Source organism: Alphaproteobacteria bacterium, assembly GCA_026400645.1.
Taxonomy (GTDB): domain Bacteria; phylum Pseudomonadota; class Alphaproteobacteria; order Paracaedibacterales; family CAIULA01; genus JAPLOP01.
This window is the reverse complement of the sequence record JAPLOP010000030.1, coordinates 21,686-47,602: the sequence shown is the minus strand read 5'-3', so window position 1 is coordinate 47,602 and position 25,917 is coordinate 21,686. Positions and strand designations below refer to the sequence as shown.

Below are 25,917 nucleotides of genomic sequence, written 5' to 3'. Positions count from 1 at the left end.
AAATGATGACCCTTTGCAAAAAACAATACAACAAGGCTATATCATGTTTCAATCTCTATCGGGACGATTAACAGGCATTCTGGACAAACTCAAGGGGCGTGGGATCCTAACGCCAGAGGATGTAACCGCCGTCCTACGCGAGGTACGCATTGCGCTGCTAGAGGCTGACGTGGCATTGCCCGTGGTCAAGCAATTCATCGACCAGGTGCGTGATCGCGCCATCGGCCAAGAAGTCATCCGAAGTATTGCCCCGGGCAAAATGGTCGTTAAAATCGTCCACGATCATCTGGTTGAAATGCTGGGCACCAAGGAAGAGGGCTTAAACCTGGCAGCCCCTGCCCCGCTTTCCATTTTGATGGTGGGGTTACAAGGGTCGGGCAAGACAACCACGACGGCAAAGCTGGGTAAGTTCCTCAAAGAAAAATTTCATAAAAAAGTTCTGATGGTATCGCTGGATATTTATCGCCCAGCTGCGCAAGAACAATTATCCATCTTGGGACAGCAATTAACCATTTCAACCTTGCCCATTATCGCCCAACAAAAGCCGCTGGATATTGCCAAGCGCGCGTTAGAGGAGGCCAAGAAGCAAGGCATCGATGTTATTTTATTTGATACCGCCGGGCGCCTTCATATTGACCAGGATTTAATGGAGGAGGTGACCGCCCTCAAGCAATTCATCAATCCAATAGAAACGCTGTTGGTGGCCGATGCGATGACGGGCCAGGATGCCGTCACCATTGCTACGGGGTTTCATGATGCCGTTGGGCTTACGGGCCTTGTGCTGACGCGCGTTGATGGCGACAGCCGGGGGGGTGCGGCACTTTCGATGCGCGCAGTTACGGGATGCCCCATTAAATTCATGGGGACAGGAGAAAAAACAGACCAATTGGAACCCTTCCAACCGGAACGTATTGCCAGCCGAATTTTGGATATGGGCGACATTGTCAGCCTTGTGGAGCGTGCCACAGAAGTTATTAGCCAAGAAGATGCTGAAAAACTTGCAAAAAAAATGCAAAAAGGGCATTTTGATTTAGATGATATGGCCAAGCATCTGGAACAGATGTTGAAAATGGGTGGACTGACAAGTTTATTGGGATTATTGCCGGGTGCCAGCAAGATGAAAGATAAGCTCAAGGAATCCGGAGTTGACGACAAAATGATTCGCCAGCAAGTTGGTATTGTTCGATCCATGACGCGTTTGGAAAAGAAAGATTTTCGAATCCTTAACGCATCACGGAAACGAAGAGTGGCAGCGGGATGCGGGCAAACAGTGGCGGACGTGAATCGTCTCCTCAAGCAGTTTCAGCAGATGCAAACCATGATGAAACAAATGGGGAAACTTGGTCAAAAAGGAATGATGCGCCAAGGGCTAAAAGGGCTTTTTGGGCGTTAGGTTGGTTTTCGTTAAGTTAGTTTTAATGAGTTATTATTTTTTAACAGGAGAGTATTTGTTATGTCTTTAAAAATTCGTCTAGCACGTGGTGGCGCAAAAAAGCGTCCATTTTATCGGATCATTGTCGCAGAAGCAGCCAGCCCACGGGACGGAAAATTTGTGGAACGCGTTGGTTCCTACAACCCATTATTGCCACAAGGCCATGCCGATAGGTTGGTTCTGAATGCAGAGCGCGTTAAATACTGGCTGTCCGTTGGCGCACAACCAACAGAACGCGTACAAAAATTTATGGGCTACACGGGGATCACACCACCGGTTGCTTATGTAGAAAACCCAAAGCAGTCTGCGCCAAAGAAAAAGGCCCAAGAAAGACTTAAAGCTGCCGCACAAGCCAGCGCGTAGTTGATTTTGGAAAATGATATAATGATTTGCCTGGGGGAAATTGTTGCCCCCCATGGAATCAAGGGGTGGGTAAAGATTAAAACCCACACCGAATCCCCAGATGGAATTGTGGCCTATGGCCCCCTGGTTAATGATCAGGGGGTTGTGGTCAAGATTGATATAAAGCAGATTAAATCCTGGAACAGCATTCTAGTGTCTGTGCCAGGGTGTACGACGCGCACCCAATCCGAAGCCTTGGTCAAGACAAAGCTATTTGTCAATAAAGACCAGCTCCCCCAATTAGAAGATGACCCATCAGGTGGCGGTGAATATTATTATGACGATCTGGTTGGGATGAGCGTTCTTGATTTAGCGGGAAATCTGGTTGGAACAATCGCATCTGTTCACAATTATGGTGCGGGTGATTTTCTGGAAATCAAGGCTGCCGAGGAATCAAAATTCTTCACGCTTTCCTTTCAAAAAGATAGCGTCCTTGATGTTGATCGTGTCCAGCGCACAATCAAAATCGACGAGAGTTTTTTACTGTCTTAAGCGCCAAAAACCAGACAGGTCATTAGGAGGGATCGGGAATGGGCATATGTCGCAAAATATTTATATTTCCGCGCCTTGTCATTTGGATATTTTTTTGCCACACTTAACCTACAAGCAAATCTTACTAAAGTTTCCCCTCATGAGACGTTTTCGCCAAGCCAAAATCGTAGCAACCCTAGGGCCAGCCAGCACCACCCCCGAAGCCATCGAATCTTTGTTCATGGCGGGTGCGGACGTTTTTAGGTTGAATTTTTCACATGGCACCCACCCCGAACATCGTCAAAGCGTTGATCATATTCGAAATTTAGAAAAAAAACTGGGGCGGCCCATTGCCATTGTTGCAGACTTACAGGGGCCAAAGCTTCGCGTTAGCACATTCGAGACGGGAAAAATCACCCTAAAACCTCATCAACACTTTACATTGGATCTTGACCCAACTCCGGGCAACAATGATCGGGTTTGTCTGCCCCATCCTGAGCTTTTTCCTGCCCTGACAAAGGGTGCCGACTTATTGCTTGATGACGGAAAATTGGCATTAAGGGTGATTGAAAATGGAAAAACATCAGTCATGACAGAGGTCATCACCGGCGGGGAATTGTCGAACCGAAAGGGGTTGAATGTCCCTGGGGTTATGCTTCCTATTTCTGCGTTAACAACAAAAGATCGTGCGGATTTGGAATTTAGCTTGTCCTTGGGCGTGGATTGGATTGCATTGTCTTTTGTGCAAAAACCAGAGGACGTGATCGAGGCCAAAGGGTTAATCAAGGATCGTGCCAAGCTTATCTCTAAGCTAGAAAAGCCCATGGCGATTGTCCATCTGACCGAGATTGTTCAGCTTTCAGATGCCATTATGGTAGCCCGCGGGGACTTGGGCGTGGAAATGCTGCCGGAGGAAGTTCCCTGTATTCAAAAAGAAATTATCAAAGCCTGTCGAAGTGCCGGAAAACCCGTTATTGTCGCAACGCAAATGTTAGATTCCATGGTGAGCTGCCCATCGCCCACACGCGCAGAAGCATCAGATGTTGCCACAGCAATTTACGATGGTGTTGATGCGGTGATGTTGTCGGCGGAATCGGCTTCGGGGCAATATCCGGTCGAAGCTGTCGCTATGATGAACCGAATCATCACAAAAGTTGAACACGATCCAATCTACCGTCAAATGTTGGAAGATAGCCGTCCAAAAGCGATGGACACCGTTGCGGGCGCCATTACAGCAGCCGCGCGACAGGCCGCCCATATCATACGGGTGTCTGTAACCGTGACGTTCTCAGAAACTGGATCCACCACCCTAAGGGCTGCACGCGAACGACCAGAATCACCCATCTTGGCATTAACACCCAATGTTGGCACTGCCAGATTTTTGGCGCTTGTTTGGGGCGTTCATGCAATCCCAACCGAAGAAGTTTACAGTTTCGCCCATATGGTTGAAACCGCTTGCAAATCGGCGCATAATGCCGGCTTTGCAGAGGTTAACGACAAGATCATCGTGATTGCCGGCGTTCCCTTTGGGACGTCTGGGGGGACGAATATTCTGCGAATTGCAACCATAGAAGCGCCGTAATATAGTATTTTCCTGCAAAGTCAATAGACAACAGGATGGCTTTCTGGATGGCCACGTCGGGCTTCGCCCTCCTCGCCATGACGTCATGGCGAACGAACGAAGAGAGTGTGGCCATCCAAAAAGCTATTTCTCTATTGATCACGTAGAAAAACACTATAGATTCTTACCCGGGGCTCTGGAGCTCCGGGATCTTTCATGTGTGGACATGAACCAGCCTGTGCTTGTGATAAATTTAGTTAATTTTGTGGCGAAGTTTTCCTTGTCATGGTAGTCTTTCATAGACTTTGTGTTGAGACAAGAAAAGAAAAAAGCCGCAGAAAACTGAAAAACCACGAAATCCCTCAGTCAAAAAGAATATTGTTCTGGGGATGCAAATCCAATCTATTTTGCGACGAACGCTGTTTTCTCTGGGTATATAGTCCGTGGCTAAAATTTTAAAAACCGCGTTATAAAAATAAGGGAATTGACGTATGCCAGAAATTATCTTTAGTGGGCCAGCCGGTAGAATAGAAGGGCGTTATCACCCTAGCAAAGAAAAAGATGCGCCCATTGCCCTGATTTTGCACCCTCATCCCAAGCATGGCGGGACGATGAACAATAAAATCGTCTATGCTTTATATCGGTGTTTTGCCGAACACGGATTTAGTGCATTACGATTCAATTTTAGGGGCGTCGGCCGATCAGAGGGCAGCTATGATAATGGAGAAGGGGAGCTTAGCGATGCCGCGGCGGCCCTGGATTGGCTTCAGGCAACACATCCAAATGCACGATCTTTTTGGGTTGCGGGATTTTCTTTCGGAGCCTGGATCGCGATGCAGCTTTTGATGCGACGTCCCGAATTAGAGGGATTTATTTCCGTCAGCCCACCGGTAAATCTGTATGATTTCAGTTTTTTGGCACCATGCCCTGTTTCGGGTCAAATCATCCAGGGGGGAAATGATCCCATCGTTTCCCATGCCGCGGTCGAGGGATTGGTTACAAAACTTAGAAATCAAAAAGGCATTGATATTGATTATGCTTTTGTTAAGGATGCGGACCATTTCTTTGTGGATCATATGCACGATCTATGTGCTGCTACCGAGGGGTATTTAACAAAACGTCTGGAAAAATTTAACAGATCAATTGCTGTGTAATATCAAAATAGTCACATGAAAAAACAAAGCACCCATTATAAAAAACTTCCCAGAGTCTTGCCTTTGTTGCCTTTGCATGGGGCAGTATTGTTGCCCCGGGCGCAATTGCCGATTCCCATATTTGAATTTGATTACCTGTCTATGGTGGCAGAAACTGTCAAAGAAAATAACATCATTGGTATTGTCCAGCCGATCCTAAAAGATGATTCTGCTCATGATGGTTCTTACGATGGGACCCTTCCGCTTTTTAAGTCGGGATGCGCTGGAAAAATAATCGATATAACGGAAATTGATGATAATCATTTGATGGTTACATTAAAGGGGCTGTGTCGTTTTGAAATCATCCAGGAATTGGATGCTGAGCATGGATATAGACGCGCTGTTGTAAATTATGATCGGTATAATTTGGACATGGTAGAGGAAGCTGATTTTTCCTTTGATCGTCCACGGTTGTTAAAGGCCCTGGGGCGGTATTTTAAGATTTTGGATATAACCCCCAACTGGCTAGAGATTGACAAGACATCCAATGAGAAACTGATCACGGCCCTTGCCATGGTTTGCCCATTCGAGGCCAGGGAAAAACAAGCCTTGTTGGAAACGCCCACGTTAACAGAACAATCCAGAATGATTACGACGATGATTGAGATAGCGGCCCTTGAAAATCCCCATCAATCACCGACTTGTCATTAATCAAGAATCGTATAAAAGGAAGTCACATGACAGCAATTGACCCCCGTCTTCTTGAGATTCTTGTTTGCCCCATCACGAAAACCCGGCTAATTTATGATGAAGAGGCCCAGGAGCTTATCAGTGATGTGGCGGGGCTGGCCTTTCCCATTCGTAATGGTATCCCCATTATGTTGATTGACGAGGCGCGCCCCCTTGAGGATAGTGAACAGAGGTGATATGCTCCACCATTTCTCAAACCTAATCTCTCCTTTAATCAAGCTTTTGATACAAAGGCGGCTTTCCAAGGGCCTAGAAGAAGCAGATCGCCTTTCGGAACGCTATGGCCAATCATCGTTTCAGCGACCGCCCGGAAAAGTCGTTTGGATCCATGCCGCAAGCGTGGGGGAGGTCATGTCAATCGTTCCCTTTGTCGAACGCTATACCCAGGAATTTCCGGATCACTCCATTTTATTAACCACAACAACGGTGACCGGGCGGATGATCGCCCAGCAACGGTTGGCGGGCGCCTGTATCCATCAATATGCTCCCTTTGATGTGGGGGCATGGGTTACGTGTTTCTTGAATCATTGGACGCCCTGTTTGTGCGTTTTGGTGGAATCCGAACTGTGGCCGAACATCATTCAACAGGTCCATCATCGTCAAATCCCCTTGGTTTTGCTGAATGCACGCCTTTCTGATCGAAGCTATCGGCGATGGAAAAAAGTTAAATTTGCGGTGCGCTTTATGCTTTCCCGGTTTTCTGTTTGTCTAGCACAATCCCCGTCGGTTGCCGAACGGTTGATTGTTTTGGGGGCAAAAAATGTCCAAACGATACCGAATCTAAAATTTTCGACCCAACAATTGCCGGTGGTGGAAAAAGAACACCAAGAATGGGTTGCGAAATTAGGGGGGCGCCCCTTATGGGTTGCGGCTAGTACTCATGAGGGCGAGGATGCCATGGTCCTGTTGGCTCATGCTCGGCTGAAACAGGAATTTCCAAATCTTTTGACAATTATCATCCCGCGACATCCTGCACGGGCGGAGGGGGTCAAAAAGCTTTGCTTGAACAATGGATATGGCGCTATGTGCAAAAGCGAGAATTCTATTGGGCTCCCTTGTGAGATTTTGATTGTTGATAGCATTGGCGAGCTCGGTCTTTTCTTTTCCCTGGCAAAAATTGTCCTGATGGGGGGAAGTTTTGTACCTGTTGGGGGTCATAATCCGATTGAGCCCGCCCTGTTAGGGTGTGCGGTTATTTGGGGGCCACATATGCATAATTTCAAGGATGTTTGCTGTGTTCTGGGCGAATCCTGTATCGCGGTAACTGACCAAGACGCCATTGTGCCGATTGTCACGGATCTGCTGCAGAATCCAGAAAAGGTTCATTTGCTGGGGGATTCAGCCCAAAATGCTGTCCTTGCGCAAGCTAAGGGATTGGGGGATATTGTCAGAACAGTTGGCGGATACGCCGATGGGATCTAAAGACATTTCACGTGCGATGCGCGTTGGGACTGACTTGGTATCGGGAATAATGGTTGGGACGCTGTTGGGGCGCTTGTCTGATGACTATGCCGGGACCCATCCATGGGGGTTGGTTATCTTTATTATTTTTGGTACACTAGCAGGGTGCCTGAATGTTTACCGGCTTGTCTGTAAAAAGGAACCTATGGGTGATTGATCCGCTTCATCAATTTGAAATTCACAAGCTGATCCCCTTTGAAATCGGGGGGATTGATTTGTCGTTCACAAATGCATCCTTGTTTATGGTTTTGACAACGTGCGTTATTTGCCTTGTCGCGCATTTTGCCACACAATCGGCCATTGCGACAAATACCCTTGTTCCTGCAAGGACCGCATCTGGTCGGACCCAAATCGGTCTGGAGATGCTTTTTTGTTTCGTTGGATCCATGGTTAAATCGCATGTCGGCAAGGAGGGGCGAGCCTATTTCCCCTATATCTTTTCCTTGTTTCTTTTTGTTCTGGGTGGGAATTTGATTGGTCTTTTGCCTTATTCCTTTACGTTCACCAGTCACATTATTGTTACATTTACGTTGGCCATGATTGTGTTTGTTGGGGCAACAATCGCGGGCATTGTAAAGCATGGATGGGGCTTTTTTAAAATCTTTCTGCCGGATGGGATCCCCCTTTATGTGGCCCCATTGCTTGTTCCGGTTGAAATTATTTCTTATTTATCAAGACCCGTTAGCCTATCCGTTCGATTGTTTGCTAACATGGTGGCAGGGCACGTCATGTTAAAGATATTTGCCGGGTTCGCCATTTTGCTGGCCAGTGGTTTGTTTTTACCGGTAGCCATTTTGCCCATTGTTGTTAACACAGCAGTGACAGCGTTTGAATTGTTGATCGCTGTTCTGCAAGCGTACGTTTTTACGATATTAGCGTGCATTTATTTAAACGATGCATTAAATTTACATTAACTGTTAAAAAAAGAAGGAGTGTTTTATGGATATCGGAGCTGCAAAAATGATTGGTGCGGGCCTGGCAACGTTTGCTTTGTTAGGCGTGGGCTTGGCCCTGGGGAATATATTTTCAACGTTAATTTCATCCATCGCGCGTAATCCATCGGCTAAAAGCGACCTGTTGCCCGTGGGATTGTTGGGTTTTGCTTTAACGGAATCAATTGCCCTTTTGGCCTTTATCGTGGCCATGTTAATTTTGTTTTCAAAATAATCAAGTAACAAAAGAATAGAGTAAGAATTATGCCACAATTTGATCCGACGACATTTGCATCGCAAGTGTTTTGGTTGCTTTTATGTTTTGGGGTCCTTGTGACTGCCTTTGTATTTGTTTTTATTCCGCGTATTGGGGTTATTTTCGAGGCGCGAGCACAAAAACTCCGTCAAGATTTGGATTCTGTTCAAGAATCACTCAGGAAATTTGAAATTCTTGATGCCCAAAGGGAGGCCCGCATAGGGGAAGCCGAAGAAAAAGCATCACAGATCGTGAATGCTGTCCTTGTGGAATTAGAGGAAAAAAGAAAAAAGCAATTACAATTTGCAACAGAAGAAATGCATCAAACTGTTTCCCAAATGGAAGAATCGTTGGAACGTCAAAAAGAATCGATACAGGCAACTGTCAGACAGATTGTGGAGGAGTCGCTTAAAGACCTGATCCCAAAGATCCTGGGTGCCCCAAAGGTAAAAAAGACTCCCGCGCCCAAAAGTGCCCCCAAGAAAAGCCCGGTTAAAAAGGACTAGTATATGTGGCAGGATCCCAATGTTTATGTTTTCATAAGTTTCGGGGGGTTTTTGATCCTGTTTTATATTTATGGAAAACAGCCGTTCATTGGTATTTTGGATGGGCAAATAAAGAAAATTGAAGATGAATTAACAAAGGCAGCCCAGGAAAAAGAAAAAGCAACTCAACGGCTGAAGGGTCAAAAGAAAGAATTGGCCGCATTGGATGCGAAAATCGATTCTTTGTTGATGAAAGCCAAGACCCAAGCCGACACGCTTTCCGCAACAGGACGCGAAGAAATCGCACAGTTGATCGCGCAAAAACACAAAGAAGCCGATCAACAGATCAGAAAAATCAAGGTACAGTTCGACGCCCAAATTCGCGATCTTATATCACAACGGGTTGGAAATGCCCTGATAGAATGGATACGCACGCATGGGAATGCAGAAATGCATCAACGAATGCATGCCCAAGGAATGCTTTTACTTGAACAATCAGTCACGACCAATGTCTAACGAAACAAGCATTCGCGAACAAATCGAATCCCGCTTGCAGGCAGGGTTATCCCTTATCGCCCTTGATGTTATTGATGAATCACACAAGCATGCTGGTCATTTGGGCGCGGATCAACCCCCGGAAACGCATTTTCATGTTCGGATTGTGTCGGCAGATTTTCGGTCGTTATCCCGTCTTGATCGGCAACGACTCGTTTATTCACTATTGGATGACTTGCTGAAAACGAAAATACATGCGCTTTCCTTGTCGCTTTCCGACACATAAGATGGCGCCGATCGACAAACCCTTACCCAATGGACATATTCTCTGGTGGCTTTTGGGAACCTTGTTCCTGGTCTGGTGCATGGTGATGCTGGGCGGGGCAACGCGGTTGACTCATGCGGGGCTGTCGATTGTTGAATGGCGCCCTATTACAGGGATCATTCCGCCATTGACTGATGGGGCCTGGGGCAAGGCCTTTGCCGATTATCAAAATTACCCCGAATACAAACTGGTTCATTATAATATGAGCCTGTCCGAATTTAAGTTTATTTTTTTTATGGAATATTTTCATCGGTTGCTGGGGCGATTGATGGGGATTTTCTTTATCATCCCCCTGGTAATTTTTTGGCGTCGCGGATGGCTGACCCCTGTGTTGAAGCGGCGATCCTTTTGGATCCTGGGATTGGGTCTGGCACAGGGCGCGATGGGGTGGTACATGGTCAAAAGTGGATTGGTAAAAGACCCTGCGGTTAGTCATTATCGCTTGACGGCCCACCTGGGCATCGCCTTTTTGATCGCGGGAGTTTTATTGTGGACGCTTTTTGATTGCCTTTCGGTGCCCAAAGCAAAACAATTGAATGCCCGACTTTATATCGGATTCACCCTTATCCTCCAGCTTATCACCATGCTTTACGGTGGGTTTGTGGCGGGGCTAAAGGCCGGCCTTATTTACAATACCTTTCCGTTGATGGAGGGGGATTGGCTACCCGGGGAATGGAATTTTCTGCACCCCCTTTGGGTGAATTTTTTTGAAAACGCTGCCATGGTTCAGTGGATTCATCGTGTGCTGGGAACTTTATCGTTTCTGTTCGTTTGGTTGGTTGTTATCAAATCCACCCCCCTGGAAAAACAAATCAAAAGATGCTGTCTGTGGTGGGCGGCAGCAACGACCATTCAGCTTGGCCTTGGGATTCTGACGCTTTTGTACCATGTTCCAGCGACCCTTGGAACCATTCATCAAGGCTGGGCAATGGTGATCCTTGCCCTTGGATTATTATGCTTATATACACAAAGGAAAGAATTTATAAAATGACGAACGAAATTCACACAAAGGTTTTAATCATTGGTGGTGGCCCAGCTGGCTATACAGCCGCAATCTACACAGCGCGGGCGAATTTGAATCCCATTCAGGTTTTAGGATTGCAACCTGGTGGGCAGCTGATGATCACAACAGACGTTGAAAATTATCCTGGTTTTGCTCAGGCGGTTGATGGCCCCTGGTTGATGGAACAAATGCGCCAGCAGGCCATTCATGTGGGGACGGAAATGGTGAATGATGTTGTGACATCTGTTGATTTCAGTCAGCGTCCGTTTCGATGCCAAACAGATAACGGGACGCAATTCATCGCCGAATCCGTCATTATTGCGACCGGTGCCCAGGCCCGGTGGCTTGGTTTGCCAAGCGAGGAAGACTATCGTGGGTACGGCGTTTCTGCCTGCGCGACCTGTGATGGATTCTTTTTCAAGGGCAAAAATGTCGCTGTTATTGGCGGTGGTAATTCGGCGGTCGAGGAAGCGTTATACTTAACCAATCATGCCAATCACGTTACGTTAATTCATCGTCGGGATCAGTTGAGGGCAGAGAAAATCGCACAGGAACGTCTTTTCAAAAACCCAAAAATCTCAATCATTTGGAATTCAAGCGTGGCAGAGATTACTGGCCTTCCCCAACCAAAAACGGTCACGGGGTTGAGGTTATTGAACCACAAAACAAATGAAACCAGTGTGATTGATATTGATGGTGTTTTTGTGGCGATTGGCCACACCCCCATGAGTACGGTTTTTAAAGGGCAGCTTGCATTGGATGCCGAGGGGTACATCATCGTCAAGGCTGGCGGAACCCAAACATCTGTACCCGGAGTCTTTGCTGCCGGTGATGTCCAGGACAACGTCTATCGCCAAGCCGTCACCGCAGCAGGACAGGGGTGTATGGCCGCAATAGAGGCTGAGAAATTCCTCAATCATTAGGCCTGGGTTTTGTTTTTATGATTAAATAAAAATTATTGAACGGGTTCTGATATTAATGTAATCTTTGCATTCTCAATGATTTTCTGCGGAACAACCCTCCCGTTACCCTGTGGCTTGACCAGGAAACCTATAGGTTTCCCCATGTGGAATCCCGTGGTCAAGTCGTGGGACGACGTGTGGGGAGATGATCGAGAATGGGTATAGTATTACCCTGGGAAAAGACAAAATTCTTTGAAGATTCTTACATCAGACCAAGCCACATTATATCCATTCATTAAAAGGTTCAATGACATGATTTTAAAAACACAAAACCACCCACGTTCCCCATCCAAAAATTTGGCCAGGGCGTTAAAATTAACGACATCCTTGGTGCTTTTAAGCGCCACTTTTCCTGATTGTGCATATTCGTCGACGGACGAGATTCAGGACAAACAAGAACTTAACGGTTCATTGCCGCAGGCGCCCCTTAGCACAACGGAGGAAGTTATTGCAAGATTGACGCAGGGGATGAGTAAAAGTCAAGAAAGCTGGGCCGGCAATGCCCTTAGACAAGTGCCGTTAAGCTGGTTGGAAATGATTGAGACCGCAGTCAATCACCTGACAGCGGAGATGAATCTTGATGATAAATCATGGACTATTTATGCCCTTAGTCAGGCTCCATCTCAGGAGCTCCTGAAACTTGGAGGAGCCAACCCCCCGGCGATCAATCCCCCGGCGATCAATGAACATGAGAAATCAGAAGTTATCGCGAAGATCTCTCAGCTTTCGCAAACCAAATTGATGCAAATCAAAAATTCAATTAATAGCCTTACGATGGGAATGAGCGAGGATGATCAATTATCCGCCATTGATTGGCTTGGTAGCGTTCCTCGAGAGTGTCTGGAGAAATTCGAGGAGGTGGTCAATCACCTGACACAGGAGATGAATAGTCATGATAAATCAGAGGCTATTTGCGCTCTTTGTAATGGCAAAGTTCCACAAAGTCAGATTCCGGAAGCTGAAAATAATGCCAAGTCTTTTGTGGAGATGGTGACGAAAAAACGGATTACTGATGCCTTGAACAGCGTTCCAGCAGAGTGGTTGGTAGAATTTGAAGCTGCAGCCAATCGCCTGACAGATGGGAGTGGTGAATATGAAAAATCATGGGCTATTCATTTCCTTAGTAAGGTGCCAGCAGAGCAGTTTCCCGAACTTGAAGCAATAGTCAATCGCCTGACAGCGGGGATAAATGGAGAGAACAAAATGTTGGTTATTTATGCCCTTAGCAGGGTTTCAGCAGAGCGGTTCCCCGAACTTGAAGCAATAGTCAATCGCCTGACAGTGGGGATGGATGAAGAGCCTAAAGCATATGCCATTAAGGACATTAGTAAAGTTCCAACAGGGCGGTTGACAGAATTTGAATCCGCAATCAATCGCCTAACAGTGGGGATGGATGGAGGTGTAAAACAATCGGCTATTGGTATCTTTAGTAGAGTTCCATCGGGACAGTTGGCAGATTTTGAAGCTGCAGCCAATCGCCTGACGGCGGGGATAGACGGAGATAGTAAATCAATAGTTTTTTCTGCCCTTGCTAGAGTTCCATCGGGACAGTTGGCAGCTTTTGAAGCTGCAGCCAATCGCCTGACAATGGGTATGACTCCGCATAATCGTTTGTCCATTCTTAGTCGCAGCCTCTCAGATCAAGCCCTGGGAATAATAACGGTCAACAACAACATCACTGATCAGAATTTGCAGCATCTTAGGCAATATGTTCCCCAGGACCAAATCCGGTCTCTCATGGAGAGTTTATTCCAAACTGATCCCGCCAATTATCAACGCTTGATTAAGCAAGCGATTGAGAAATCTCCCACCAGGGGTAAGGATGATGCCAGAGGTATCTATATAAACCTGCCCTAAAAACCTCATCTTTTCCTGGACAATCCTGGATTGCTTCGTCGCTATGCTCCTCGCAATGACGTCTTTGCGCGGAGGGCGCAGCCCGATAAAGCAATTCAGGCCTTCAAACACCAGTCCCGATAAGGCTTTTTGGGGTTTTTACGTCGAACTCAGGTTACACAAGTATAAGATGCACTAAGGGAAATTACATGCCGACAGTAATCTCATGCTTGTGTAGATACCTATGTGATGCGCAGGGCCTGGGGAATTAAAGCCCGCCAACCCGCCTAACACACCCTGTGCAGGGGGGGGCCGCGGACGGGGATTGGGCTAGAAGACCCGCCTGCTTTCCTGAAAGACCCCTTGATTTTTAACAAAAACAAGCTCTTTTCAGGGGGTGGCCGTTGATTTACATGATACCGCGCTTGACGAATTGTTATAAGAGAACTAACTTTAAACATGAAGAAACAAAACCTGGCTTAAGGGGAAAATACCATGCCAATTAATATCACAGGAAAAAACATCGAAGTCGGCGAAAGTTTAAAAGTATTCGTTAATGACGAACTTCGCACCCTGATTACCCATTATATGAAAGATATAATGGAGGCACATGTTGTTCTGAGTAAAGATCACCACTTATTTAAAACAGATATTTCTGTTCATATCAGTCATAACTTTGTTGTTAATTGCCATGGCGTGGATGACGATGCTTACAAAAGTGTCCGAAATGCTTTAGAAAAATTAGAGACCCGTATTAAAAAATACAAAACACGTCTGCGGGATCGTAAGCGTCATCACCACGCACTTGATAAAGAAAACATGGCTGGGCAATACTTTGTTATCAAGCCAAGCGACGAAGACACAGCCGAGGAGAATCCGCTGATCATCGCTGAAATGGCCAAGGAAATCAGCAGCCTAAGTGTCGGCGATGCCGTCATGAGAATGGATGTGTCCGATAAGCCTGTGTTAATGTTCCGTAATGCCGTGAATGGTGAATTGAACGTTGTGTACCGTCGTGCTGATGGGCATATCGGCTGGATTGATCCAACACGCAAGCCTGCTTAGAATTTCTAGAGTTTACATGATTTGATTTTGAGGTAATATACCCATTGTTAATGATTTTCACCTCCCTCCCGTGGCTTGACCACGGGACCCATGTATTCCATTGTGGATCCCGTGGTCAAGCCACGGGATGACGGGGGGGTTGTTTTGTGTGTGGTGCAGAGCTTAGGGCAGAGCCCAGGTTCTGTCTTCCTGTCTGCTCGGGGATGACATAATATAGATAGTTTTGCAGAAAAGAACCTGAAACGAATACACGTTTAATCCAAACAAAAACAATGGCTCTAGAATTAAAATTAGGCTTTCACCTCTCATTCGATGACCTATACACTCTTGATGGGCTGATGAAGGTGGATGGTTATTTTCAGGCGTTTTTAAACACAGAATTTCCCATCCTTGGTGAATTTTATCACAATGCCCGCCAAGGATTACTGAACGACCAACAAAAAAGCGCACTTATTCTCGACCTTGCTGCGCCGATAGAGGATTTCGTCGCAAGTCTGTTTAATAATCGCGCCCAAATTCTTTGGCTTCAGGCTCAACATCAAAAGTTAGCCCCCTTGATCACCGTCAAGCGGCAATTTGTCCAGCGGTATGCGGTTAAAAAATATCCAAAGCCAAACCCATGCGATGGCGCAGGCATCCCCCCTGTTGAGGACGAACTGCAATTCGCCCAAACAATCGCGGGGTGGCTTGATAACGAAACGCACTATCAGTCAGAATTGGACGCAGCCGCCCGGTATGCCGCATGGGCCACATTAACATCCGACGGTCAAGATCGTCATGGGGATGGGGTTCTTTTTAAGCTTCCCAAGAAAAACACAGACGTGCAGGAAACAAACCCCCATTATCGTGAAGGGTTTAAATTGACCGACAGAGGCCTCCGCCTGGACCAGGCCATCGATCAGACGAATTATTGTATTTGGTGCCATCACCGGGAAAAGGATTCTTGTTCCAAGGGCCTTGGGCAAAAATCGGGGTGCCCATTGGATCAAAAAATATCCGAAATGAACGAATTGAAGTCGCAGGGATATTCAATCGCCGCACTGGCAACGGCAATCATCGACAACCCCATGATTGCGGCCACGGGGCATCGTATTTGCAATGACTGCACGAAAGCCTGCATCTATCAAAAGCAAGATCCTGTTGACATTCCGGGAGTTGAAACACAAATCTTGCGTGATGTTTTGAATCTTCCCTGGGGGTTTGAAATTTACAGCTTGCTGACGCGCTGGAACCCTTTCAATTTCAAACGTCCGCTTCCGTTGCCTGGTACTGGAAAAAAAATCCTTGTGGCCGGAATGGGGCCAGCTGGGTTTACGTTGGCCCATTATTTGTTGAATGACGGCCATACCGTTGTTGGAATTGATGGTTTGAAAATCGAACCCTTGTCAGTACCATTTGCCCCAATTCACACCATTCAATCCATCCAGGAAGATTTGGACGACCGCATTGTTGGTGGATTCGGTGGCGTAGCCGAATATGGCATTACAGTGCGTTGGGACAAAAATTTCCTCAAGATTATTCGTTTGTTACTAGAACGTCGATCCCGGTTTAGTGTGATTGGTGGGGTTCGCCTGGATGGAACAGTGACCATTGATCAGGCCATTGAATTGGGATTTGATCATGTTGCGTTATGCCTTGGCGCTGGTAGTCCAAAGCTGATTCCGATGGAAAATTCCCTGGCACCCGGTGTGCGGCAGGCCAGCGATTTTTTGATGGCTTTGCAATTGACGGGCGCTGCAAAAATGGATTCGTTTGCCAATCTTCAAATTCGTTTGCCCATTGTTGTTATTGGGGGCGGTCTAACAGCGATTGATACCGCAACCGAAGCGTTGGCGTATTACCCGGTTCAGGTTGAAAAATTTCTGATGCGATACGAATCCCTGGTCAATGAATTTGGTGATGAAACCGTTCGCTTTGGATGGACAGTGGCCGAACAGTCCCTGGCCAATGAAATGATGGCGCATGCGATGTCTTTGCGTCAGGCGCAAACGCCCGCGGACAAGCATCGTTTGTTGACGGAATGGGGTGGTTCTACGATTGTGTATCGAGGGGATTTTAAACAATCTCCTGGGTCGATTCTAAACCCAGAGGAGGTTAAAAAAGCCCTGGAGGAAGGGATTCAAATTGTGGATCATGCCACGCCCATAAAAGTTGTGATCGATGCTGATGGTCATGCAAATGGGTTACTTGTCGATCATGAAGGGATGCAAAAAATTGTTCCAGCCCGAACGATTTTGATTGCAGCAGGGACGGGTCAGAACGCCACTGCACCAGGTGCGGGCAAAGCTGTCAGTTTTTTTGGTGACTGTGATCCATCCTTTGCTGGCAGTGTGGTTAAAGCGATGGCTAGCGCAAAACGGGGATATCCCGCGCTGAGTCGTGCCCTGAAAGACTGCGCTGGCAATGGGGAAAGTTCATCCCAATTTTTGATGCGGATCAACATTTTACTGCGCGCTCACGTTCATGAAATCAAGCGCCTAACCCCCACAATTGTCGAGGTTGTTATAAAGGCCCCCATGGCCGCCAGGAATTTCAAGCCAGGGCAATTTTACAGGCTTCAAAACTTTGAAACGATCGCATTGGGTGGTTTGGTGATGGAGGGGATTGCCTTAACCGGGGCCATGGTTGATGCGGACCGGGGGCTTTTGTCCCTGATCGTGCTAGAGATGGGGGGATCATCGAACCTGTGTGCCCACCTTAAAGTTGGCGAACCCGTCACGTTGATGGGCCCAACCGGGACGCCGACCGAAATACCAACCAATGAAACGGTTTTGTTGATTGGTGGTGGATTGGGCAATGCTGTTTTGTTTTCCATTGGCCAGGCGATGAAGGCAGCAGGGTGCCGCGTTCTGTATTTTGCGGGTTATAAAAAACCACAAGATCTTTTTATGGAAAATCAGATTGAGCAGGCAGCCGATCAAATCGTTTGGTGTTGCGATGCGCTGCCGGGTTTGTTGCCCAATCGCCCGCAGGATCTAAGTTTTATTGGAAATATTGTGGATGCATTAAAATGTTTTGGTAATGGGACGTTGGGTCGAACAGAAATACCGCTGAACGAAGTTGACCGAATCCTGGTCATTGGATCAGATCAAATGATGGCCGCCGTGACCAGGGCCCGTCATACAATTCTGAAACCCTTTCTAAGGCCCAACCATCTAGCCATTGGTAGCATCAATTCCCCCATGCAATGCATGATGAAGGGGATCTGTGGGCAATGTCTGCAGCATCACGTTGACCCCCATACGGGCGAGGAAAAAATTGTTTTTTCCTGCATTAACCAAGATCAGGGTTTGGATTGTGTTAGTTTCGATACATTAAAAGATCGCCTGGGACAAAATTCAGTTCAGGAGAAATTAACAAGGTTGTGGATTGCATCCAGGCTTAATCAGTTAATTCAAACGTAATGGGAACAAAGCGACGAACGATGGCATCATCCCCTGGCGTTCCATCTTTATAAATAAATTTCCATGCACGAACGGCCGCAAGGGCAGCCTTTTGTAAGAGGGGGTCAACTGCAAAGCCTGATTCTAATTTGGCGTCGATAACGTTCCCGTGGTTGTTGATGGATAGGGCGATGATCATCTGCCCGGTGATTCCCTTTTGGCGAACTTCTTCTGGATATTCCGGGGGTAGGTTGTTCGGGGATGGGGTCAGGGTCAGTGGCGACGAGGGAGATGCTGAGGGTTCATGTTTGTCGGAGATGAAGGCGCTGGTTTGCTGTGCTCTCTTTGTCAGCCCTCCATAACGTCTTTGCGAGGAGGGCAAAGCCTGACGAAGCAATCCAGAATCAACAGCTGGCGCCACCAACAAAGCCGGCCTCTCTTGCCAAATAACAGAAACAGTTGGAACATCATTTTCTGCTCTCCCCAGACTCCTTTTTTTCATGGGTCCTTGAAAAACATCCAAAAGATCAGGCAAAGCTATCCCACCCGCAAAAGCAAGACCATGTGCCAAAACCGAAATAACAAGTGTGTGTTTATACCTCACAAATTCACCCTGATTCCACCATAAACAGCAAACCCCGGTTGTTGATACCCCGCTGGTTGCGTGTAACGACGATCCAATAAATTCTCCACCCGCCCGAAAAGCTGACACTGTTGATGGATGGCATAGGATGACATAGCACGCACAACAGTAATGCCCCCCTTGTAAACCCGATCATAGGGAGGAAAACGCGTTATATCTGCCTGTTTGCCCGTGTGGATAAGGCCGGCCCCAATGCTCCAATTTTCTGTCATAGCATAATCCATGGTCAACGACAGTTTATGCAGGGGGCGTTGCTTTAATTGTAAATTGGTTCGCAAATCTTTTGCATGAAGGTATGTGTGTTCTGCCCGAACATGGCAGGCGTCTGATAGGGTAATTTTCATAAACGATTCAAGTCCACGCGTTTCGGCCTTTCCAATGTTGAGATAACTTCTAACCCAATCGATCATATCAGAATACCGATTCCGAAAAAACGTACTACCAACCACAAAATTTTTCCCCTGCAAAGGGTGTTCAAATCCCAGTTCCCAACCGTACCCTTTTTCCGGCTGTAGCTGGGCATTACCAAAACGGCTGTCAAACAACTGAAAAAGGCTGGGTGATTTTATCAACGTACCATAAGATGTCAGGATTTTTGTTTTTGTTTCTGGGTGGATATAAGAAATGGCCCCTCGATATGTTTGGTGATTTTTGTGGATGCTGTGTTTATGGAGCCGACCCCAAATCTCAACCTGCAATCGTGTGTGTGGGCGGAATTTATTGCCAATAAAAATACTATCTTCTTGGGCGCTGGCTTGCTTTGCGTACCCATCTGAATCGTTGGATTTATACTGTTGTTTTTCTGTTTCCATCCCAAGGTTCAGCGTATAAAAGCTGCTGACCTTTATGGTGTTATGCCAGTTCAATTGGGTGGTTTTTCCGTAATTGGCACGCCAAGATTGACTAGGTAGAAATTCGTTGGCATCGCGTCGATCCTGGTCCATGTATCCAATCGAAAGTGTTGGCTTCCACCTGCCATTGAACAGGTGGCCATCGCCCTGAATCTTGTTCAGTGTTTGTTTGGATAACCCTTGAAAAGCAGGGTCGGCATAGAAAATATCGCTGTATCGGGTCCGTGCTTTTTGTATGCGGTTGAACAGGCTGACATGCCACGCATCGCTGATCTGCGCACCCGTTCGGGCATTTAGGGCATAATTCTGATAAGGATCGGGCTGTCCCTGTCGTGGAACCGTTCGATCAATGGCGGGTGTCGACGGAATGCCATTGGCGCCAAAATGACTGGCACCCAGATTAAAATCGATGGAATTTTTTTGACCCTGGATGGCAGCATCCTGACGATTCATCCCGAATGATCCACCTTCGATTGTGGATGATGCTGTCGTTTTTCCGCTTCCCCTGGCCGTTTTGATGTGCACAACCCCAGCAGACGCGCCAGATCCCCAAGGTGCCGTATTAGGCCCCGGAATGATATCGATTTCCGCCATTCCGCCTGTTCCCAAATATCCAAAATCAAACGCGCCGAGCGTTGGGTCATTGGCCCGCATTCCATCAATCAGAACCAGGGTTTGATCAGAATTCCCCCCTCGTAGGAACAGGGATGTTTTTCCCCCATTTCCCGATTGCACGATGTGGGTGCTGGCATGATCTGCGATGGCATCTTTGACAAAAGAATGTTGTTTTTGTTCCGCATCCTTGGCATCGATCTGAACGGTTATGCCAGGGTCGGATTCTGGAGCCTTTTGCGCAACCACAACAACGGGGGCCAGAAAATCAGAGGCTGCCGTTGCCGAAAGAGTGGGGATAATTAGAAAGACCATGAAAAATTTTAACAAACACGAGGCTTTAAACTGGATGGCCACGCTCGCTTCGCTCACTCGCCATGACGTCATGGCGAGGAGGGTGAAACCCGACGTGGCCATCCACCGGGATAATCTAGTAAATCCGAACATTCTTTGTCTTTTTTATATCAAATCTAGGATTAATTTCTTGATTCCACATTACGGTTGGCGGGGTCAATAATAGGTTTGCCCAGCTTATCAAAATTGGTCGGATAGGACAAAGGGCTTCCCTTTTCAAATGGAACGCTTTGGCGTAATTCCCCGGTCGAATAAAATGTGTCCTGATTTTTTGTCAGCAGACCATTTTCAAATTGGGCGACCTCACAAACGCCACCGCCCTGTGCCTTTGGAAAATAGGTTGTTCGGGGGCCATGTAAAACCCCATTTTTGTAAAAGGATCGCTGGCACACATCGCCGTATTCATCGTAAAAAACGAACTCACCCTCAAGCTTGCCTTTGGCGTACATCGATTCGAACCGTTTCGCACCATCCGGATAGTAACTGGTTGCCGGGCCATGCATCATATTATCCACATATTCCGTTACAATTTCGGGTGTGCCATCGGGGTAAAAATGCGTGCCTTGCCCATGAAGCTTATCATCGACGTACATCAGACAGCTGGTTCGTGCGCCAGTCTGATCAAAGAAATGTGCAACCCCATCCTTTAGTTTATTCTTGTACGGAATTTGCATTAAACCATCATTATGACGAATTTCGTAAAGGCCATCATCTGGGGGCAAGTTTTTTGGTGCTTCTGCTTCATCTGGTTTGTTTTTGGGTTCATCCGGGATTTCGCTATCCAATTCTTTTTTTTCAAACTCGACTTTTTCTTGTTGTCGCACCAAACCAGCAATTGAATGCAGATCTTTGATGTTCCAAATATCCAATTGATCCATGTTACACCTTAATTGATTTTTGTCATGGCCCCGTTAATAATACACATGGCCCCACCTTTTACCGTTGTATTGACGCCACCTTCTATTTTAACCTCCAGATCTGATTTGAGCTTGATGCTTAGTTTCGCACTATCCTGAATCATTAATTTGGCCTGTCGGTTGATCATATTGGCCCCTTGCGTGATCTCATTGACGGCTGTTTGTTCAATGGCAAAAAGCGCATCCGTCTTGACATTCATCGCCTTTAACGAAATATCCCCAAGCGATTCAAACGAAATATTTCCCGTTGATTTAAAATTAATTTCCCCATTGACGGTCACATTAATATTACCATTGGTCAGGGTAATTGTTTGGTTGCCCATGACAATCGTTACGGTTTGATCACCCTTGCCGATCAGTGTTGAATCATCCCCTGTGCCAATATCCAAAACATGGTCGCCATAAACGATTTTTGTTTTTTTCTTTCCTTTTAGGATGTTTGTCATATCGGTGCCGCTTGCGATATTCAGCATATTCAACGTAAAAGGCCCGCTCAGGATAGTGGATTTCAGTCCTACCTCAACGATCAAAGAATCATCTTCAGATATTGTTTCTTCGCGGTTTCCATCGACCTTTACGGTCATATCGTTTGACACATCCAGGGTTAGGTCATTTTCTACTTCTGCTGTGAAATCTTTTTGGGCATGGATATAAACCTCTTCGTTATCGGATTCATCATCAAGGCGAATTTCGTTATATCCATCTGATTCTTCGGTGCTGTTTGTTTTGAATGTGCTGGCCGTTGGGCGATCGCTGGCATAATCAGGGGCATCATTGTCGCCATTATAAACGCATCCCATAACCAAGGGGCGATCTGGATCCCCATCAATAAAGGAAACGACAACCTCCATCCCAACGCGCGGTATAACAAGTGATCCCCAGCCGGCGCCGGCCCAACTTTGGGCAACTCGAACCCAACAAGAGCTGCCGCTATCATCGTCATCATCATCGTCATTATCGTCATTATCGGAATCATCATCAGCGTCGTCGCCATTTCTGGTGTCCCATGGAAACTGAATCTTTATTCGCCCCTGGTCATCACAATGAATTTCTTCCCCTTCTGGCCCTGTGACGATGGCCGTTTGATTGCCATAGATACGTTTCTTTGGTGTGATCCGTGGGGGGCGAAATTCTGTATCGGATGGAAAGGCTGAAAATTCATTTTCATAAATTTTTTCTAAAACTTGATCGTCATCCTGGCCCTCATCAAATGGTGGAATATTTTGACGAATAGAATGCTGAACCTTGTAAATAAGGTATTCTTGGTTGATATCATCCCTTGGGTGATTATCCAGATCAAATGTCATCCCAGGCGCGAACCCGGGAACCGTACCCTTGCCCAGAATCAACGTCTTTGGCCATTCTAGTTCTGCAATGCGCCTGTCTGTTATGGATTCCCCTTCGTCAGTATCGCTAAACAGGGCTGGGTAATCATAGATAACGCCACCGGTGCCGGACCCTTCTATTGCTTGATAAAGGCGGGTGGACGGCGTGTCATAATTGTAATCGATGGCGCTGTATCCCATGGGGACAATTTGTTCCTGGAATTTAATCTCGGTCACGATATTAAACGGATCATATGTTGTCATGTTAGCCGCAAAAAGAATGGCATCCCCGCTTGCAGAATCGGCATCATCCGCGGTATCTGCCAGGACAAGGGTATGGCCATCTTCTGCATGTTGAAAGAAATAAAAGATGCCTTCCTCCTCCATCAGGCGACAGACAAAATCAAAGTCGCTTTCATCGTATTGAACGCAATAATCCCGGACGGTTTGACCGGCATCCGAAACCTGGTCATCGTCAAACGTAACGTCATTTTCATCCAGAATCTGACCGATAATTTCGGACGCACTCAGGTTCTGAAAAATGCGATAATTCTTTGTAAACTTTAAAAGCCAAAAGGCAGGATGAATAACAAATTGGTAATAGGCATAGGGGTTCCCATCGCCATCCGTATAAGTTTGGTCTTGGGTAATTTTACCAACAATTCCGGAAAAATAACGAACAGGATCTGGCTTTTCATCATCGTCGTCGTCATCGTCCTCGTCCTCACCTTCACCCTCTTCGCCTTCGTCGTCTTCATCCTCTTGATCGTCGTCCCCCTCGTCATCTTCTGTGATATCTTCTTGTTTGAAATTAAAGGAAACAGTAATTTCATTGCCTATTAATTCAGAAAAATCGATATCGAGGGATTCGCTCGACACACGTACTTGAAATTCGAATGGGATGGATAGACCTTCAAACCCGTCTAGGCTATAAACAACAAACTGCACATCCTCAAGGGGGGTTTCGATGGTGAGTCTGTTTTGACTGTCATTGGGTTGATCGTCTTCTGGCTGATCATCGTTTGACAGATCGTCTTCGTCTTCGTTTTTCACGGTTTACTGTTTTTTAACGATTTATAATTTATACTAAGGATATTCTGGGATTTTCCTGGAACAATGTCGAGCAGAAAGATTAAATATGGCTACAACCTTATGTGTTTATTGCGGCGGATCCGATCAAACGGATGATATTTACCGGCAAGCAGCCGTGAATCTTGGGACCCTTATGGCTCAAAACAAGCTGGGTCTTGTTTTTGGCGGAGGAAAAAAAGGCCTGATGGGTCGTGTTGCAGACGCCGTTGTTAAAAACGGTGGATTAGCCACGGGTATTATCACGCACCTTTTGGTTGACAAAGAAGGGATAAGCCCAGACCTGAACCATGTTGAAATCGTGGATACAATGCACGAACGAAAATTAAAAATGTCAGAACTTGCTGACGTTTTTATTATTTTACCCGGTGGATTTGGAACGTTGGACGAATTGTTCGAAATTGTGACATGGCGCCAACTTAATATTCATACAAAACCAATCATTATTTTAAATATTAACAATTATTGGACGCCTTTGGTTGCCTTGATGCAGCAGGTATTTGACCATAAATTTGCACCAGCGGCGCATTTGGAGCTTGTCACCGTTGTGGATAATCCGCAGCAGGCCATTGATTTGGTGATCAAAAGTATGGGATGTTGAGGAATAATACGCACAATAATGGATATACATGATCTTAAAAACGTATCCCCCTAATCAGGTTGAATGGCAGGGGCAGTTTTTTCCCTGTTGCCGGGGCACCCCCTTTACAATCAACCCATCAAGATTCCTTTTCCTGCATCCCACGAGAAATTATGGCGCGATGATCATCGATATGATTTGCTGATCACAACAAGTCACAATCAAAATCCAACCATCCCTTATAAGGGGAGCGCCATTTTTATTCACGTTGGTGAATCGGTGGGTAGCAAGGGATTCGAGCCAACATCCGGGTGCCTTGCGCTGGGCCTGGCTGATTTACAGACGATTGTTCAGAATGCCAACACGAACACGATTTGGATGGTCGCATGAAAGGCGAATATTCGGTTTCCGGGCATCCCATTATCGTTCAACCCAACAGTCGGGCAAAGAATTTAAGATTGCGTTACGATACGCGAAAGAATTTCTTTTCGTTAACGGTGCCACCCCGTGCCCGGTTAAAGGATATTCAGGCGTTTTTAGAACGGTCACAGCAATGGGTCGAACAAAGGTTTAAAAGACAGCCTGATGTTATTAAATTGGATCATGGCGCCACAGTAAGTATTTTTGGGCAGCCCCATCTGATTCATTTTCAAAAAGATATCCGGGATAAAGTGTTTATTGAGCAGGACAGAATTTTTGTTTGTCACAAACAACGATCCCCGGCAGAGGAATTGGAAAAGTTTATTAAGCAGCAATCCCTGGATGGATTATCTGAAAGGGCACATGGTTATGTTGGGCAACTGACGGCTTATGGGGCCCCAAAGATCAATAAAGTTTCTGTCCGTGAAACGCATTCACGGTGGGGAAGCTGTTCCTTTTCAAAGAATCTATCGTTTTCGTGGCGGCTTGTTTTGGCCCCCGTTGATGTCGCCGACTATGTTTGCGCCCACGAGGTCGCCCACCTGGTCCATATGGATCACAGCAAGGCCTTTTGGGGTGTTGTTAATCATCTTTGCCCGGATCACAAAAATTGTCGGCAATGGTTAAAAGAAAATGGAAAACACCTTTTTCGATATACGTTTTAAGAAAGAAAGGTGCCCTTAATGAAGCTTGCACTTTACCAACCGGAAATCCCCCAAAATGTGGGGACAATGATACGCCTCGGGTCCTGTTTGGGGGTGGGAATTGATATTATCGACCCTTGCGGCTTTGTATGGGATGACACCCGCTTAAAAAGGGCTGGGATGGATTATATAGATCTGGCGACAGTGACGCGCCATTCGTGCTGGGATGAATTTAGGCACCAAGCAAGCTCTCCGCCCAATCCATCACGTATTATTCTTTTGGATACGAAAGCAACGCTTGACTATTGGGATTTTTCTTTTCACTGTAGTGATATTCTGCTGGTTGGGCAGGAAAGCTGTGGTGTTTCGGACGTTGTGTTTGATCAGTGTCAGTATCAAGTTAAGATTCCCATGGTTTCGAACAGACGATCATTGAATGTGGCGGTTGCTGCATCAGTTGTGTTGGGAGAGGCGATTCGGCAAACAAGATTCAATAATAATTGAGGCGTAGAAAGTGATAACAACACCGG

At 46.5% G+C, this 25,917-nt stretch carries 27 protein-coding genes; 23 read left to right on the top strand and 4 right to left on the bottom strand.

Annotated elements, in window-relative coordinates; all coding sequences use genetic code 11:
- Positions 1-43: 43 nt before the first annotated feature.
- The 19 genes from ffh (at position 44) to NTX76_05080 (ending at position 17,973) form a co-directional block, all read left to right on the top strand.
- Positions 44-1,393, top strand: a complete 1,350-nt coding sequence (gene ffh / locus NTX76_05170; protein ID MCX7338652.1) for a signal recognition particle protein — start codon at positions 44-46, stop codon at positions 1,391-1,393.
- 60 nt (positions 1,394-1,453) lie between these two features.
- A complete protein-coding gene (rpsP, locus tag NTX76_05165) occupies positions 1,454-1,795 on the top strand; it encodes a 30S ribosomal protein S16 (protein ID MCX7338651.1) in 342 nt (113 codons plus the stop codon).
- A 21-nt stretch (positions 1,796-1,816) separates the two neighbouring features.
- Entirely contained in the window at positions 1,817-2,326 is a 510-nt protein-coding gene (rimM, locus tag NTX76_05160; protein ID MCX7338650.1) for a ribosome maturation factor RimM, read from the top strand.
- A 139-nt stretch (positions 2,327-2,465) separates the two neighbouring features.
- Entirely contained in the window at positions 2,466-3,887 is a 1,422-nt protein-coding gene (gene pyk, locus NTX76_05155; GenBank protein ID MCX7338649.1) for a pyruvate kinase, read from the top strand.
- Positions 3,888-4,357: 470 nt separating this feature from the next.
- Complete coding sequence (locus tag NTX76_05150; GenBank protein MCX7338648.1) at positions 4,358-5,020, top strand: alpha/beta hydrolase; 663 nt, start codon at positions 4,358-4,360, stop codon at positions 5,018-5,020.
- A gap of 15 nt (positions 5,021-5,035) precedes the next feature.
- The gene (locus NTX76_05145) at positions 5,036-5,710 is read left to right on the top strand and encodes an LON peptidase substrate-binding domain-containing protein (protein MCX7338647.1); all 675 of its coding nucleotides are present in this window, start codon (positions 5,036-5,038) and stop codon (positions 5,708-5,710) included.
- Between the two features lie 26 nt (positions 5,711-5,736).
- Positions 5,737-5,925 (top strand): Trm112 family protein, encoded by a 189-nt coding sequence (locus tag NTX76_05140; protein MCX7338646.1) that lies wholly within the window; start codon positions 5,737-5,739, stop codon positions 5,923-5,925.
- Between the two features lies 1 nt (position 5,926).
- On the top strand, positions 5,927-7,171 hold the full coding sequence (locus NTX76_05135; protein ID MCX7338645.1) for a 3-deoxy-D-manno-octulosonic acid transferase: 1,245 nt from the start codon (positions 5,927-5,929) through the stop codon (positions 7,169-7,171).
- Positions 7,161-7,367 carry an AtpZ/AtpI family protein gene (locus NTX76_05130; GenBank protein MCX7338644.1) on the top strand — a complete coding sequence of 69 codons (207 nt, stop codon included), beginning with the start codon at positions 7,161-7,163 and terminating at the stop codon, positions 7,365-7,367. Before NTX76_05135 ends, NTX76_05130 begins: the two co-directional genes overlap by 11 nt.
- Positions 7,360-8,124: a F0F1 ATP synthase subunit A gene (locus NTX76_05125; protein ID MCX7338643.1), complete on the top strand. Its 765-nt coding sequence runs from the start codon at positions 7,360-7,362 to the stop codon at positions 8,122-8,124. Before NTX76_05130 ends, NTX76_05125 begins: the two co-directional genes overlap by 8 nt.
- Positions 8,125-8,149: 25 nt before the next feature.
- The gene (locus NTX76_05120; protein MCX7338642.1) at positions 8,150-8,377 is read left to right on the top strand and encodes an ATP synthase subunit C family protein; all 228 of its coding nucleotides are present in this window, start codon (positions 8,150-8,152) and stop codon (positions 8,375-8,377) included.
- Between the two features lie 29 nt (positions 8,378-8,406).
- Positions 8,407-8,904 carry a hypothetical protein gene (locus tag NTX76_05115; GenBank protein ID MCX7338641.1) on the top strand — a complete coding sequence of 166 codons (498 nt, stop codon included), beginning with the start codon at positions 8,407-8,409 and terminating at the stop codon, positions 8,902-8,904.
- Between the two features lie 3 nt (positions 8,905-8,907).
- Positions 8,908-9,399 (top strand): ATP synthase F0 subunit B, encoded by a 492-nt coding sequence (locus tag NTX76_05110; GenBank protein ID MCX7338640.1) that lies wholly within the window; start codon positions 8,908-8,910, stop codon positions 9,397-9,399.
- Positions 9,392-9,664 carry a BolA family transcriptional regulator gene (locus NTX76_05105; GenBank protein MCX7338639.1) on the top strand — a complete coding sequence of 91 codons (273 nt, stop codon included), beginning with the start codon at positions 9,392-9,394 and terminating at the stop codon, positions 9,662-9,664. Before NTX76_05110 ends, NTX76_05105 begins: the two co-directional genes overlap by 8 nt.
- Positions 9,633-10,694, top strand: a complete 1,062-nt coding sequence (locus tag NTX76_05100; GenBank protein MCX7338638.1) for a COX15/CtaA family protein — start codon at positions 9,633-9,635, stop codon at positions 10,692-10,694. Before NTX76_05105 ends, NTX76_05100 begins: the two co-directional genes overlap by 32 nt.
- Positions 10,691-11,629 carry a thioredoxin-disulfide reductase gene (trxB, locus tag NTX76_05095; protein ID MCX7338637.1) on the top strand — a complete coding sequence of 313 codons (939 nt, stop codon included), beginning with the start codon at positions 10,691-10,693 and terminating at the stop codon, positions 11,627-11,629. Before NTX76_05100 ends, trxB begins: the two co-directional genes overlap by 4 nt.
- A gap of 291 nt (positions 11,630-11,920) precedes the next feature.
- Entirely contained in the window at positions 11,921-13,525 is a 1,605-nt protein-coding gene (locus NTX76_05090) for a hypothetical protein (GenBank protein ID MCX7338636.1), read from the top strand.
- 474 nt (positions 13,526-13,999) lie between these two features.
- Positions 14,000-14,569, top strand: a complete 570-nt coding sequence (raiA, locus tag NTX76_05085; GenBank protein ID MCX7338635.1) for a ribosome-associated translation inhibitor RaiA — start codon at positions 14,000-14,002, stop codon at positions 14,567-14,569.
- Positions 14,570-14,841: 272 nt separating this feature from the next.
- The gene (locus NTX76_05080) at positions 14,842-17,973 is read left to right on the top strand and encodes an FAD-dependent oxidoreductase (GenBank protein ID MCX7338634.1); all 3,132 of its coding nucleotides are present in this window, start codon (positions 14,842-14,844) and stop codon (positions 17,971-17,973) included.
- Here NTX76_05080 and NTX76_05075 read toward each other — a convergent pair.
- The 4 genes from NTX76_05075 to tssI form a co-directional block, all read right to left on the bottom strand.
- Complete coding sequence (locus NTX76_05075) at positions 17,951-18,556, bottom strand: energy transducer TonB (protein ID MCX7338633.1); 606 nt, start codon at positions 18,554-18,556, stop codon at positions 17,951-17,953. The two genes, NTX76_05080 and NTX76_05075, sit on opposite strands and share 23 nt — an antisense overlap.
- Complete coding sequence (locus NTX76_05070) at positions 18,553-20,373, bottom strand: TonB-dependent receptor (GenBank protein MCX7338632.1); 1,821 nt, start codon at positions 20,371-20,373, stop codon at positions 18,553-18,555. Before NTX76_05070 ends, NTX76_05075 begins: the two co-directional genes overlap by 4 nt.
- A gap of 161 nt (positions 20,374-20,534) precedes the next feature.
- On the bottom strand, positions 20,535-21,290 hold the full coding sequence (locus NTX76_05065; protein MCX7338631.1) for a hypothetical protein: 756 nt from the start codon (positions 21,288-21,290) through the stop codon (positions 20,535-20,537).
- Positions 21,291-21,298: 8 nt separating this feature from the next.
- Entirely contained in the window at positions 21,299-23,707 is a 2,409-nt protein-coding gene (gene tssI / locus NTX76_05060) for a type VI secretion system tip protein TssI/VgrG (GenBank protein MCX7338630.1), read from the bottom strand.
- 85 nt (positions 23,708-23,792) lie between these two features.
- Here tssI and NTX76_05055 point away from each other — a divergent pair, with 85 nt between their 5' ends.
- The 4 genes from NTX76_05055 (at position 23,793) to NTX76_05040 (ending at position 25,891) form a co-directional block, all read left to right on the top strand.
- Complete coding sequence (locus tag NTX76_05055; GenBank protein MCX7338629.1) at positions 23,793-24,344, top strand: TIGR00730 family Rossman fold protein; 552 nt, start codon at positions 23,793-23,795, stop codon at positions 24,342-24,344.
- Between the two features lie 63 nt (positions 24,345-24,407).
- Positions 24,408-24,713, top strand: a complete 306-nt coding sequence (locus NTX76_05050; protein MCX7338628.1) for a hypothetical protein — start codon at positions 24,408-24,410, stop codon at positions 24,711-24,713.
- Entirely contained in the window at positions 24,710-25,408 is a 699-nt protein-coding gene (locus NTX76_05045) for a SprT family zinc-dependent metalloprotease (protein MCX7338627.1), read from the top strand. Before NTX76_05050 ends, NTX76_05045 begins: the two co-directional genes overlap by 4 nt.
- Positions 25,409-25,426: 18 nt before the next feature.
- A complete protein-coding gene (locus NTX76_05040; GenBank protein ID MCX7338626.1) occupies positions 25,427-25,891 on the top strand; it encodes a tRNA (cytidine(34)-2'-O)-methyltransferase in 465 nt (154 codons plus the stop codon).
- The last annotated feature ends 26 nt before the right edge of the window (positions 25,892-25,917 follow it).

Excerpts from the sequence above, each read along its gene's own strand:
- NTX76_05110 (MCX7338640.1), top strand. The coding sequence starts at position 8,908 with ATGTGGCAGGATCCCAATGTTTATGTTTTCATAAGTTTCGGGGGGTTT.
- NTX76_05080 (MCX7338634.1), top strand. The coding sequence starts at position 14,842 with ATGGCTCTAGAATTAAAATTAGGCTTTCACCTCTCATTCGATGACCTA.
- NTX76_05140 (MCX7338646.1), top strand. The coding sequence starts at position 5,737 with ATGACAGCAATTGACCCCCGTCTTCTTGAGATTCTTGTTTGCCCCATC.
- NTX76_05045 (MCX7338627.1), top strand. The coding sequence starts at position 24,710 with ATGAAAGGCGAATATTCGGTTTCCGGGCATCCCATTATCGTTCAACCC.
- rimM (MCX7338650.1), top strand. The coding sequence starts at position 1,817 with ATGATTTGCCTGGGGGAAATTGTTGCCCCCCATGGAATCAAGGGGTGG.
- NTX76_05150 (MCX7338648.1), top strand. The coding sequence starts at position 4,358 with ATGCCAGAAATTATCTTTAGTGGGCCAGCCGGTAGAATAGAAGGGCGT.
- NTX76_05100 (MCX7338638.1), top strand. The coding sequence starts at position 9,633 with ATGCGCTTTCCTTGTCGCTTTCCGACACATAAGATGGCGCCGATCGAC.
- ffh (MCX7338652.1), top strand. The coding sequence starts at position 44 with ATGTTTCAATCTCTATCGGGACGATTAACAGGCATTCTGGACAAACTC.
- NTX76_05115 (MCX7338641.1), top strand. The coding sequence starts at position 8,407 with ATGCCACAATTTGATCCGACGACATTTGCATCGCAAGTGTTTTGGTTG.
- rpsP (MCX7338651.1), top strand. The coding sequence starts at position 1,454 with ATGTCTTTAAAAATTCGTCTAGCACGTGGTGGCGCAAAAAAGCGTCCA.
- NTX76_05055 (MCX7338629.1), top strand. The coding sequence starts at position 23,793 with ATGGCTACAACCTTATGTGTTTATTGCGGCGGATCCGATCAAACGGAT.
- NTX76_05070 (MCX7338632.1), bottom strand. The coding sequence starts at position 20,373 with ATGGTCTTTCTAATTATCCCCACTCTTTCGGCAACGGCAGCCTCTGAT.
- trxB (MCX7338637.1), top strand. The coding sequence starts at position 10,691 with ATGACGAACGAAATTCACACAAAGGTTTTAATCATTGGTGGTGGCCCA.
- NTX76_05135 (MCX7338645.1), top strand. The coding sequence starts at position 5,927 with ATGCTCCACCATTTCTCAAACCTAATCTCTCCTTTAATCAAGCTTTTG.
- NTX76_05090 (MCX7338636.1), top strand. The coding sequence starts at position 11,921 with ATGATTTTAAAAACACAAAACCACCCACGTTCCCCATCCAAAAATTTG.
- pyk (MCX7338649.1), top strand. The coding sequence starts at position 2,466 with ATGAGACGTTTTCGCCAAGCCAAAATCGTAGCAACCCTAGGGCCAGCC.
- NTX76_05145 (MCX7338647.1), top strand. The coding sequence starts at position 5,036 with ATGAAAAAACAAAGCACCCATTATAAAAAACTTCCCAGAGTCTTGCCT.
- NTX76_05105 (MCX7338639.1), top strand. The coding sequence starts at position 9,392 with ATGTCTAACGAAACAAGCATTCGCGAACAAATCGAATCCCGCTTGCAG.
- NTX76_05120 (MCX7338642.1), top strand. The coding sequence starts at position 8,150 with ATGGATATCGGAGCTGCAAAAATGATTGGTGCGGGCCTGGCAACGTTT.
- NTX76_05130 (MCX7338644.1), top strand. The coding sequence starts at position 7,161 with ATGGGATCTAAAGACATTTCACGTGCGATGCGCGTTGGGACTGACTTG.
- raiA (MCX7338635.1), top strand. The coding sequence starts at position 14,000 with ATGCCAATTAATATCACAGGAAAAAACATCGAAGTCGGCGAAAGTTTA.
- NTX76_05040 (MCX7338626.1), top strand. The coding sequence starts at position 25,427 with ATGAAGCTTGCACTTTACCAACCGGAAATCCCCCAAAATGTGGGGACA.
- NTX76_05050 (MCX7338628.1), top strand. The coding sequence starts at position 24,408 with ATGGCAGGGGCAGTTTTTTCCCTGTTGCCGGGGCACCCCCTTTACAAT.
- NTX76_05065 (MCX7338631.1), bottom strand. The coding sequence starts at position 21,290 with ATGGATCAATTGGATATTTGGAACATCAAAGATCTGCATTCAATTGCT.